A 10,136-nucleotide genomic window follows, 5' to 3' on the forward strand; every position below is an offset into this window, starting at 1 on the left:
CACTGCCGACCGGAAGACCCCCTACTACTCTACGAATGAGTAACCGTCCCCCCTTTTGAGCAGGCAGGGAGCCGCATCCCGATGTCCGAGCCGGAAGAGCAGCAGCCTGACATCCACACAACCGCGGGGAAGCTCGCGGATCTCCAGCTCCGTATCCAGGAGGCTACGCACGCCGGTTCGGCACGCGCTGTAGAGAAGCAGCACGCCAAGGGCAAGCTGACGGCCCGTGAGCGCATCGGCCTCCTGCTCGACGAGGGCTCCTTCGTGGAGCTGGACGAGTTCGCCCGGCACCGCTCCACCAACTTCGGGCTGGACGCCAACCGCCCCTACGGCGACGGCGTCGTCACCGGGTACGGCACCGTCGACGGTCGCCCGGTCGCCGTGTTCTCGCAGGACTTCACGGTCTTCGGCGGTGCCCTCGGCGAGGTCTACGGCCAGAAGATCGTCAAGGTGATGGACTTCGCGCTGAAGACCGGCTGCCCGGTGATCGGCATCAACGACTCCGGCGGCGCCCGCATCCAGGAGGGTGTGGCCTCGCTCGGCGCCTACGGCGAGATCTTCCGCCGCAACACCCACGCCTCCGGCGTGATCCCGCAGATCTCCCTGGTGGTCGGCCCGTGCGCGGGCGGCGCGGTGTACTCCCCCGCGATCACCGACTTCACGATCATGGTCGACCAGACCTCCCACATGTTCATCACCGGGCCGGACGTCATCAAGACGGTGACCGGTGAGGACGTCGGCTTCGAGGAGCTGGGCGGGGCCCGCACCCACAACACCGCCTCCGGCGTCGCCCACCACATGGCCGGCGACGAGAAGGACGCCATCGAGTACGTCAAGCAGCTGCTGTCGTACCTGCCGTCCAACAACCTCTCCGAGCCGCCCGCCTTCCCCGAGGAGGCCGACCTCGAGGTCGGCGACACCGACCGCGAGCTGGACGCGCTGGTCCCGGACAGCGCCAACCAGCCCTACGACATGCACACCGTCATCGAGCACGTCCTCGACGACGGCGAGTTCTTCGAGACCCAGCCGATGTTCGCGCCGAACATCGTCACCGGCTTCGGCCGCATCGAGGGCCACCCGGTCGGCATCGTCGCCAACCAGCCCATGCAGTTCGCCGGCTGCCTGGACATCACCGCCTCCGAGAAGGCCGCCCGCTTCGTCCGCACCTGCGACGCGTTCAACGTCCCCGTGCTGACCTTCGTCGACGTCCCCGGCTTCCTGCCCGGCGTGGACCAGGAGCACGACGGGATCATCCGCCGCGGCGCCAAGCTGATCTACGCCTACGCCGAGGCCACCGTCCCGCTGATCACCGTCATCACCCGCAAGGCCTTCGGCGGCGCCTACGACGTCATGGGCTCCAAGCACCTGGGCGCCGACCTCAACCTGGCCTGGCCCACCGCGCAGATCGCGGTGATGGGCGCCCAGGGCGCGGTCAACATCCTGCACCGGCGCACCCTGGCCGAGGCCGAGGCGAGCGGTGAGGACGTCGAGGCGGTGCGGGCCCGGCTGGTGCAGGAGTACGAGGACACCCTCCTCAACCCCTACACGGCCGCCGAGCGCGGCTACGTCGACGCGGTGATCATGCCCTCCGAGACCCGTCGCCATCTGGTCCGCGGCCTGCGCCAGCTGCGCACCAAGCGGGAGTCCCTCCCCCCGAAGAAGCACGGCAACATCCCCCTGTAAGGAGCCGCTGTGATCAAGGTCGTACGGGGCAACCCGACCCCGGAGGAGCTGGCCGCCGCCCTGGCGGTGGTCCGAGCCCGCGCCGCGGCGGCAGCGGCCGAGCCGTCCGGCGCGCCCGCTCCCCGGGACTCCTGGTCCGACCCGGCCCGGATCGCCGCCCACCGGCTCCCCCAGCCGGGACCCTCGACCTGGGCGCGCACCTACTGGCCCGGGGCCTGACGTGTCCTCCCCCGCCGGGCGGCTCCCCGGCGGGGGAAGTTGAGTACGCGTACTCAGGCGGCACCCGCGGCCGGCGCCGGACGATGGTCGGATGCTGTGGTCCGACCCCGAGAACGAACCGCCCGAGGAACTGCGCGACACGCAGGACATGTTGCGGCGGCTGAGCGTTCTCCTGGCCCTGGCCATGGTCCTGGCCATGATCGTGATCGGGCTGGGCTGACCCTCGGCACGGTGACCGTGCCCGGGACGAGGGCGGCGGACCGCGCGGATACCCTGACCGCATGACAGATCAGCCGCGCCGCCGACTCGTCCTCGCCTCCCAGTCCCCCGCCCGGCTCGGGCTGCTGCGCCAGGCCGGCCTCGACCCCGAGGTGATCGTGAGCGGCGTCGACGAGGACGCCGTCAGCGCCCCCACCCCCGCCGAGCTCGCCCTGGCGCTGGCCGAGGCCAAGGCCTCCGTGGTGGCCGCCCGGCCCGACGTCATGGGCGCGCTGGTGATCGGCTGCGACTCGGTGCTGGAGCTGGACGGCCAGGCACTCGGCAAGCCCGCCGACGCCGAGGAGGCCACCGCCCGCTGGAAGGCGATGCGCGGCCGGGCCGGCACGCTGCAGACCGGGCACTGCGTCTACGACACCGTCGCCGGCCGCTACGCCTCGGCCACCGCCTCCACCGTGGTCCGCTTCGGCGACCCGTCCGACGACGAGATCGCCGCCTACGTCGCCTCCGGCGAGCCCCTCCATGTCGCCGGGGCGTTCACGCTCGACGGCCGCTCGGCGCCGTTCATCGACGGCATCGACGGCGACCACGGCAACGTGATCGGCATCAGCCTGCCGCTGGTGCGCCGACTGCTCGGGCAACTCGGCGTGCAGATCACGGCGTTGTGGGCGCCGGAGGGCTGACCGGCGTACCGCCCTGCTCGGCGGGCCCGTCCCGTGGCTCCTCGAGTGGTGCGTCGTGCGTCATCAGCAGCAGCACGACGAGCGCCAGGACGAGCACCATGAACAGGAACGCGGGCCAGCCCACCAGGCCCCAGACGAAGGCGCCGAGCAGCGCGTGCACCACGGCCGCGCTGGTCAGCAGCACCCGCCCGAGGCCGGCGGGACGCCGCCCGCGCAGCGCCACCAGCAGCGCGACCAGCCCGCAGAGCGCGAAGTAGAGACCGAAGACCACGCCGCCGACCTTCGAGGACACGGACATCACATCCGGGTCCAGACCGGCCAGGGACATGCTCTGCCGGTCGACGACCACGCCGAGGAACCAGTTCAGCGCCGCCACGCCGAGCGCCTCGGCGAACAGCACGACCGCCACGATCCACGCCACCGGTCTGCGCACCACCGGCCCCCACCCTCTTTCGGGCACACCTACGGGCTACCCCGAGTACGTTCGAGACATCGCGAACGCTACTAACCGGTAAACCAGGGGACAAGGGTTCTGCCGCGGGCAAAGATGCGTTAGCCCGTTCGTAGGGATTCCACAAAGAAACGGAGTGGCTCGCAGCACGCCCTCACAGAGACCTTGACCACACCGGGCGGCTAGGGTTTTCCGGAGGAAGCCTGCGTACCGCCGCGCGACAAGGGCTTTCGCGGGTCGAGCGAGCCTCGAATCACGCTCCGTGTGGGCAAGCTCACCATTGGGGATGGGTCGAAGTGGCGTGTCGGCAGTCCCTAAACTCGGCTTGTTTCAAGGAGGGAGCCTCAATCGTGCGCAAGGTGCTCATCGCCAACCGTGGCGAAATCGCTGTCCGCGTGGCCCGGGCCTGCCGGGACGCCGGGATCGCGAGCGTGGCCGTCTACGCGGACCCGGACCGGGACGCTCTGCATGTCCGCGCCGCCGACGAGGCGTTCGCCCTGGGCGGTGACACCCCCGCCACCAGCTACCTCGACATCGGCAAGGTCCTGAACGCCGCCCGCGAGTCCGGCGCGGACGCGATCCACCCCGGCTACGGCTTTCTCTCCGAGAACGCCGAGTTCGCCCAGGCCGTCCTCGACGCCGGCCTGATCTGGATCGGCCCCCCGCCGCAGGCGATCCGGGACCTGGGCGACAAGGTCGCCGCCCGCCACATCGCCCAGCGGGCCGGCGCCCCCCTGGTGGCCGGCACCCCCGACCCCGTCTCCGGCTCCGGCGAGGTCGTCGCCTTCGCCGAGCAGCACGGGCTGCCCATCGCGATCAAGGCCGCCTTCGGCGGCGGCGGACGCGGCCTCAAGGTCGCCCGCACCCTCGAGGAAGTCCCCGAACTCTACGACTCCGCCGTCCGCGAGGCCGTCGCCGCCTTCGGCCGCGGCGAATGCTTCGTCGAGCGGTACCTCGACAAGCCCCGCCATGTCGAGACCCAGTGCCTGGCCGACACCCACGGCAACGTCGTGGTCGTCTCCACGCGAGACTGCTCCCTGCAGCGCCGCCACCAGAAGCTGGTCGAGGAGGCCCCGGCGCCGTTCCTGTCCGAGGCGCAGGTCGCCGAGCTGTACCGCGCCTCCAAGGCCATCCTCAAGGAGGCCGGCTACGTCGGCGCCGGCACCGTGGAGTTCCTGGTCGGCCTCGACGGCACCATCTCCTTCCTCGAGGTCAACACCCGTCTCCAGGTCGAACACCCGGTCACGGAAGAGGTCGCCGGCATCGACCTGGTCCGCGAGATGTTCCGCATCGCCGACGGCGAGGCGCTCGGCTACGACGACCCGCCCCTGCGCGGCCACTCCTTCGAGTTCCGCATCAACGGCGAGGACCCCGGCCGGGGCTTCCTGCCCGCCCCCGGCACCGTCACCGCCTTCACCCCGCCGTCCGGCCCCGGCGTCCGTCTGGACGCGGGCGTGGAGTCCGGATCGGTCATCGGCCCGGCCTGGGACTCCCTGCTCGCCAAGCTGATCGTCACCGGCCGCACCCGCGCCGAGGCCCTCCAGCGCGCCGCCCGCGCCCTGGACGAATTCACCGTCGAGGGCATGGCCACCGCCATCCCCTTCCACCGCACCGTCGTCCGCGACCCCGCCTTCGCCCCCGAGCTGACGGGCTCCACCGATCCCTTCACGGTCCACACCCGCTGGATCGAGACCGAGTTCGCCAACACCATCAAGCCCTTCACCGCCCCCGCCGACACCACCGAGGCGGACGAGGAACCCGGCCGTGAGACGGTCGTCGTCGAGGTCGGCGGCAAGCGTCTGGAGGTCTCCCTCCCCTCCTCGCTCGGCATGTCCCTGGCCCGCACCGGCCTGGCCGCCGGAGCCAAACCCAAGCGCCGTGCGGCGAAGAAGTCCGGCCCCGCCGCCTCCGGCGACACCCTCGCCTCCCCGATGCAGGGCACCATCGTCAAGATCGCCGTCGAGGAGGGCCAGGAAGTCAACGAAGGCGACCTGGTCGTGGTCCTCGAAGCGATGAAGATGGAGCAGCCCCTCAACGCCCACAAGTCCGGCACCATCAAGGGCCTGACCGCCGAGGTCGGCGCCTCTCTCACCTCCGGCGCCGCCATCTGCGAGATCAAGGACTGACCGCGGGACGACGATCGAACCGTCCGCACGACGCGACCGGGGTGCCCGGTGGACCGCAGCCGTCGGTCCGCCGGGCGCCCTGTCCGCTGCCAGGACGCGGTGAACCGCCGGTGCGGTTCGGCAGCGCCCCGAAGGGGCGCGGGGAACTGCGCGGCCAGCCACGACGGCACCGCAGACGAGCGACGGCACAGCGCGGCACTTCCAGCGGCACTTCCAGCGGAGCGCTCAGCGCCGACGCAGGTCCGCGACCCGGGCCCGCTGTTCCGCCCCGGTGCCCGGCTCGCCGAGCGCCGCGGCCGTCCGCAGCCCGGCGCCCGTACCGGGGACCTGGCGGCGGGGTCCGGGCAGTGGCACGTCCCGACGCTGCTGGCGCGCCGGGGCCGGCTCACCTCCCGGGCCGCCCGCCCCGCCCTGAGTGCCGGCCACGGCGATCTGCACACCCTGGTCGGCCAGGGCCTGGAGCTCGGTGGTGGCCCGGTCGTCGTGGGCCGGGGGCTCGTCCGTCACCAGCCGGGTGATGACGTCGGTCGGCACGGTCTGAAACATCGTGTCGGTGCCGAGCTTCATGTGGTCGGCCAGGACGACGACCTCGGCGGCGGCCTGCACCAGCGCCCGGTCGACGGACGCCGACAGCATGTTGGACGTGGACAGGCCCCGCTCGGCGGTCAGCCCGCTCCCGGAGAGGAAGGCCCGCGAGACGCGCAGCCCCTGCAGGGACTGCTCGGCGCCGCTTCCCACCAGGGCGTAGTTCGAGCCGCGGAGGGTGCCGCCGGTCATGACCACCTCCACGCGGTTGGCGTGGGCCAGGGCCTGGGCCACCAGCAGCGAGTTGGTGACGACGGTCAGCCCGGGCACCCGGGCCAGCCGGCGGGCCAGCTCCTGGGTGGTGGTGCCCGCCCCCACCACGATGGCCTCACCCTCTTCGACGAGGCCCGCGGCGAGATCGGCGATGGCGGTCTTCTCGGCGGTCGCGAGATGGGATTTCTGCGGAAAGCCGGACTCCCGCGTGAAGCCGCCCGGCAGTACCGCACCGCCGTGCCGGCGGTCGAGGAGTCCTTCTGCCTCCAGTGCGCGCACGTCCCGCCGTACGGTCACTTCGGAGGTCTGGACGACGCGGGCGAGCTCCCGGAGCGACACGGCCCCGTTCGCTCGCACCATTTCGAGGATCAATTGGCGACGTTCTGCAGCGAACACGAAACTGACAGTAACCCCAACGACCGTCTGGTTTCAGCAGTTTGCGCCGAATAACAGAAGTTGTTCGCACGTCAGGCCACTGCGTGGTATGGGGGTTACTCCAGCAGCGTATGCCGTACGCACGTCCGACAACTCCCCGTGACCGGCGAGGAGCCGTTTCCAGCCGCCGGCTAGGCCTCCGCGCTCGCCTTGCGGGTGTGGAGCTGGCGGGCCACTTCGGCGATGGAGCCGGACAGCGACGGGTAGACGGTGAAGGCGTTCGCGATCTGTTCGACGGTCAGGTTGTTGTCGACCGCCAGCGAGATGGGGTGGATGAGCTCCGAGGCGCGCGGGGCCACCACGACACCGCCCACCACGATCCCGGTGCCCGGCCGGCAGAAGATCTTGACGAAGCCGTCCCGGATGCCCTGCATCTTCGCGCGCGGGTTGCGCAGCAGCGGCAGCTTCACCACCCGGGCGTCGATCTTTCCGGCGTCGACGTCGGCCTGTGTGTACCCCACCGTGGCGATCTCGGGGTCGGTGAACACGTTGGACGACACGGTCTTCAGGTTCAGCGGGGCGACCGCGTCGCCCAGGAAGTGGTACATGGCGATCCGGCCCTGCATGGCGGCCACCGAGGCCAGCGCGAAGACACCGGTGACATCACCGGCGGCGTACACGCCGGGAGCCGTGGTCCGGGACACCCGGTCGGTCCAGATGTGCCCGGAGTCGCGCAGCCGGACCCCGGCCTCCTCCAGGCCCATGCCCTCCGAGTTGGGGACGGCACCGACGGCCATCAGGCAGTGCGACCCGGTGATGACCCGCCCGTCGGAGAGGGTCACCTCGACCCGGTCCCCGACCCGCTTGGCGGACTGGGCCCGCGAACGCGCCATGACGTTCATGCCCCGCCGCCGGAAGACGTCCTCCAGGACCGCTGCGGCATCGGGGTCCTCGCCCGGCAGCACGCGGTCCCGCGACGACACCAGCGTCACCCTCGACCCCAGCGCCTGGTAGGCCCCGGCGAACTCGGCTCCGGTGACACCGGACCCCACGACGATCAGCTCCTGCGGGAGCTCGTCCAGGTCGTACACCTGGGTCCAGTTCAGGATCCGCTCCCCGTCCGGCCGGGCGTCGGGCAGCTCGCGCGGATGCCCGCCCGTGGCGATGAGTACCGCGTCCGCCGTGAGCGTCTCCTCGCTCCCGTCGGCGGCCCGCACCACGACCTTCCGGGACCCGTCGAGGGCCTGCATGCCCTCCAGCCGGCCGCGCCCGCGCATGACCCGCGCCCCGGCGCGCGTCACGGACGCGGTGATGTCGTGCGACTGTGCCAGGGCCAGCCGCTTCACCCGCCGGTTGACCTTGCCCAGATCCACACCCACCACCCGGGCGGCCTGCTCCAGGGGCGGGGTGTCATCGGCGACGATGATGCCCAGTTCCTCATAGGACGAGTCGAAGGTGGTCATCACCTCGGCCGTCGCGATGAGAGTCTTCGACGGCACGCAGTCGGTGAGCACCGACGCACCGCCCAGGCCGTCGCAGTCGACGACGGTCACCTCCGCGCCGAGCTGGGCGCCGACCAGCGCCGCTTCGTATCCGCCGGGTCCGCCACCGATGATCACGATCCGAGTCACGTACTCCATTGTCCCGCACCCTTCAACCAAACACCGCGCCGGGGGCCCACCCGATACGCCCCCGTGACCAGTGACACGCTGCCGTACCCTCTCCCCATGTCGCTCTACGCCGCGTACGCCGGCAACCTCGACGCGCGGCTGATGTCCCGCCGTGCCCCGCACTCGCCGCTGCGCGCCACCGGCTGGCTGAACGGCTGGCGGCTGACCTTCGGCGGCGAGCACCTGGGCTGGGAGGGCGCCCTCGCGACGCTGGTCGAGGACCCGATCTCGCAGACCTTCGTGGCGCTGTACGACATCGCCCCGATGGACGAGGAGGCGCTGGACCGCTGGGAGGGTGCGGGCCTGGACATCTACCGCCGCACACGCGTCCGCGTACACACCCTGGACGGTGAGACCGGGGCCTGGACCTACGTCCTCAACGCCTACGAGGGCGGCCTGCCCTCCGCCCGCTACCTGGGCGAGCTGGCCGACGCGGCCGAATCCGCCGGCGCACCCCACGACTACGTCATGGAGCTGCGCAAACGCCCCTGCTGAGGGTGGCTTCGTGGGAAACGACAACACAACGATCCGGATCACGTGAGCTCTGTCATCTACGCGCGTAGGCGTAAAGCGGCTACCCTCATCCACGTGAACGCATCTCTTCTTCCGGACGACATCCAGGGCGACCCGTACGCCGCCGCCGACGCCGCCGCGGCCCGCCTGCGCGAACTCACGGGCGCCGACACCCACGACGTCGCCCTCGTGATGGGCTCCGGCTGGGCACCGGCCGTGGACGCCCTCGGCGCCCCCGAGGCCGAGTTCCAGGTCACCGAGCTGCCGGGCTTCCCCGAGCCCGCGGTGGAGGGGCACGGCGGCAAGATCCGCTCGTACTCCGTCGGCGACAAGCGCGCGCTGGTCTTCCTGGGCCGCACCCACTACTACGAGGGCCACGGGGTGGCCCCGGTCGCCCACGGCGTCCGTACGGCCGTCGCCGCCGGCGCCAAGACCGTCATCCTGACCAACGGCTGCGGCGGACTGCGCGAGGGCATGCGCCCCGGCCAGCCGGTCCTCATCAGCGACCACATCAACCTCACCGCTGCCTCCCCGATCGTCGGCGCCAACTTCGTCGACCTCACCGACCTCTACTCCCCCCGCCTGCGGGCCCTGTGCAAGGAGGTCGACGCCACCCTCGAGGAGGGCGTCTACGCCCAGTTCCCCGGCCCGCACTACGAGACGCCGGCGGAGATCCGCATGGCCCGGGTCATCGGGGCGGACCTGGTCGGGATGTCGACGGTCCTGGAGGCGATCGCGGCCCGTGAGGCCGGCGCGGAGGTGCTGGGGATCTCCCTGGTGACCAACCTCGCCGCCGGCATGACGGGCGAGCCCCTCAACCACGAGGAGGTCCTCCAGGCCGGTCGGGACTCCGCGACGCGGATGGGTGCGCTGCTGACACAGGTGCTGGGGCGGATCTAGCCACCGGGATGCCGGCCGGCGTCTGGGCGGGCGGCGGTGCCCGCCAGGCTGGCCAGCCGACCGGCGCGGCGGTGCCCTCCGGGGTGCAGAGGTCGCCCGGCACCGTGGTGCACGCCGGGGTGGGCAAGCCGCCCGGCGCGGCGGTGACCGTCGGGGGTGGGCTGCGCGGCCCGGCGCTGACGGAGTGCCGCCCACACCCACCCGTGCCGCCCAGGCCGTCCAGGCACAGGGTGCGGCACGACTGCCCGCGGCTTGGCGGACCCTGCCGCCCCACGGGTGGGCACTGCCCCGGCGACGCGAGCACCCGCCGCTGGGCGGAACCCTGGCGGCCCGGCACGGGCGAGCGACTGCGGTCGGGCGGATTCCGCCACCCGGACGGGTGGGCACCCACGCGCAGCGGCGGCGTCCGCTGCGGAACGGGTGGGCGTCGCCCCGGGGGCCGACGGGCTGCATCGCTCCAGGGGCCTGGTGGGGGGCGGGCCCGCGGACGCGTACGGCGAGC

At 72.0% G+C, this 10,136-nt stretch carries 10 protein-coding genes; 7 read left to right on the forward strand and 3 right to left on the reverse strand.

Features of this window, described 5'->3' with window-relative positions; translation table 11 throughout:
* Positions 1 to 81: 81 nt before the first annotated feature.
* From V5O46_RS23630 to V5O46_RS23645, 4 genes are all read left to right on the forward strand, one after another.
* A complete protein-coding gene (locus V5O46_RS23630; protein ID WP_332886680.1) occupies positions 82 to 1,683 on the forward strand; it encodes an acyl-CoA carboxylase subunit beta in 1,602 nt (533 codons plus the stop codon).
* Positions 1,684 to 1,692: 9 nt separating this feature from the next.
* On the forward strand, positions 1,693 to 1,902 hold the full coding sequence (locus tag V5O46_RS23635) for an acyl-CoA carboxylase epsilon subunit (RefSeq protein ID WP_332886681.1): 210 nt from the start codon (positions 1,693 to 1,695) through the stop codon (positions 1,900 to 1,902).
* A 91-nt stretch (positions 1,903 to 1,993) separates the two neighbouring features.
* Positions 1,994 to 2,122 (forward strand): morphogenic membrane protein MmpB, encoded by a 129-nt coding sequence (mmpB, locus tag V5O46_RS23640; RefSeq protein WP_332886682.1) that lies wholly within the window; start codon positions 1,994 to 1,996, stop codon positions 2,120 to 2,122.
* A gap of 61 nt (positions 2,123 to 2,183) precedes the next feature.
* Positions 2,184 to 2,801, forward strand: coding sequence for a Maf family protein (locus V5O46_RS23645; protein WP_332886683.1), 618 nt, complete (start codon positions 2,184 to 2,186; stop codon positions 2,799 to 2,801).
* Here the strand turns inward: V5O46_RS23645 and V5O46_RS23650 are convergent.
* Positions 2,773 to 3,237, reverse strand: coding sequence for a hypothetical protein (locus V5O46_RS23650; RefSeq protein WP_332886684.1), 465 nt, complete (start codon positions 3,235 to 3,237; stop codon positions 2,773 to 2,775). The two genes, V5O46_RS23645 and V5O46_RS23650, sit on opposite strands and share 29 nt — an antisense overlap.
* A 365-nt stretch (positions 3,238 to 3,602) precedes the next feature.
* Here V5O46_RS23650 and V5O46_RS23655 point away from each other — a divergent pair, with 365 nt between their 5' ends.
* On the forward strand, positions 3,603 to 5,378 hold the full coding sequence (locus V5O46_RS23655; protein WP_332886685.1) for an acetyl/propionyl/methylcrotonyl-CoA carboxylase subunit alpha: 1,776 nt from the start codon (positions 3,603 to 3,605) through the stop codon (positions 5,376 to 5,378).
* A 225-nt stretch (positions 5,379 to 5,603) separates the two neighbouring features.
* On the opposite strand, the gene V5O46_RS23660 is transcribed toward V5O46_RS23655, so the two are convergent.
* Together V5O46_RS23660 and V5O46_RS23665 are read right to left on the reverse strand one after the other, a co-directional pair.
* On the reverse strand, positions 5,604 to 6,572 hold the full coding sequence (locus V5O46_RS23660; RefSeq protein WP_332886686.1) for a DeoR/GlpR family DNA-binding transcription regulator: 969 nt from the start codon (positions 6,570 to 6,572) through the stop codon (positions 5,604 to 5,606).
* 170 nt (positions 6,573 to 6,742) lie between these two features.
* Positions 6,743 to 8,191, reverse strand: a complete 1,449-nt coding sequence (locus V5O46_RS23665) for an NAD(P)H-quinone dehydrogenase (RefSeq protein WP_332886687.1) — start codon at positions 8,189 to 8,191, stop codon at positions 6,743 to 6,745.
* Between the two features lie 87 nt (positions 8,192 to 8,278).
* Here V5O46_RS23665 and V5O46_RS23670 point away from each other — a divergent pair, with 87 nt between their 5' ends.
* On the forward strand, positions 8,279 to 8,716 hold the full coding sequence (locus V5O46_RS23670; protein WP_332886688.1) for a gamma-glutamylcyclotransferase: 438 nt from the start codon (positions 8,279 to 8,281) through the stop codon (positions 8,714 to 8,716).
* A gap of 93 nt (positions 8,717 to 8,809) precedes the next feature.
* Complete coding sequence (locus V5O46_RS23675) at positions 8,810 to 9,634, forward strand: purine-nucleoside phosphorylase (protein ID WP_332886689.1); 825 nt, start codon at positions 8,810 to 8,812, stop codon at positions 9,632 to 9,634.
* Positions 9,635 to 10,136: the final 502 nt, after the last annotated feature.

This window comes from Streptomyces poriticola (assembly GCF_036689765.1).
GTDB lineage: Bacteria > Actinomycetota > Actinomycetes > Streptomycetales > Streptomycetaceae > Streptomyces > Streptomyces poriticola.